This is a genomic window from Arthrobacter sp. UYCu511, assembly GCF_040547105.1.
Taxonomy (GTDB): domain Bacteria; phylum Actinomycetota; class Actinomycetes; order Actinomycetales; family Micrococcaceae; genus Specibacter; species Specibacter psychrochitiniphilus.
In genome coordinates, this window is sequence record NZ_JBEPPB010000024.1 from 1 (window position 1) to 1,102 (window position 1,102).

1 protein-coding gene is annotated in these 1,102 nt (G+C 51.5%); it reads left to right on the forward strand.

The genetic code is table 11. From position 1 onward, the window contains the following. Positions 1-913: 913 nt before the first annotated feature. A partial coding sequence (locus ABIB48_RS17995) for a hypothetical protein (RefSeq protein ID WP_354213818.1) occupies positions 914-1,102 on the forward strand: 189 nt, incomplete at its 3' end.

Sequence of the window (1,102 nt, forward strand, 5' to 3'; positions counted from 1 at the left end):
ACAGGGGCGGCAACACACAACCAAATAACCAATTCAATTACAATAAATTGGTATCAATAAAACTTGGCACACTATTGAGTTCTCAAACAACAACCGCAATTCAAGTACTTCCTAATCATTCTTCATAATTAGTTTTCGTTGCTGCAATATCTATACTTTATTTCAAAGGAAACCATTTTGTCCAATCCGCATCCTGTGCGGCTCATCACAACCTAATTTCCATAAACCCATATTCCATAAAAGAATATAATCGAATTCAAAAACGCGACCATAAACTCAAAAGAATAATTAGGTTTAGTTTGGCTTCTTGCGATGTGGTGAGCGCTTCTGCGTTTTACGTCAGTGGCTCAGCGTTGCGCAAGCAACAGATAGAACAATACACACCTACCCGCCCCCAACGCAAATCGAGAGCACACCACGCAACAACGCACTCACACAGCGACCGCGACCACAGCACTACCGAACGAGTACAACCAAACGCCGGCCTCCCCCACACAAGCCCGACGCGAACAGCCGATACAACCCTGCTGAGAGCACATACACACCGCGGCCTGCCACTACGCGCAACCACCAAGAAACAGCGCCGGCACCAGAACCAACCAGCACCAGAACCCAGTGCACCGCATCCTTTATCAGGACGGCTCCCCTCACACTCAGAGCCCCCGATCAGCAGCACAACAAGTCCCCACCCTTGACCAACACTTAGCTGCAGAACCCCAGCTATAGAACCACCACCGTAGAGCCCCAGGAACCACCACACACGCAGGCATAAAGAATCCACACCCCCGTATACCAAGCCACACAAACCACACATCGTTCTGGAGCTACTACTTCAGCAACTCAGAGAGTCCCGGCAGCTAAACCCCTCAGCCGCTCTTTAAACAAGGAAAGCCGCCCTAGTGCGGGACGGCTAGTGGTGTTAGAAGAGGTATGGCCAGCGCCTTCTGGTATCGCCGGCGCCTTCGGGTGGTGGATTGTTAAACAAGTGGAGCCGCCCTGGTGCGGGACGGCTCGAGTGGTGGTGGTTATTGTTGCTGGTGTTGATAGCCCGGTGGTTCTGAAAAAGGTGGTGTTAAAGGTGGGGAGGCCCCGCACCTGGTGG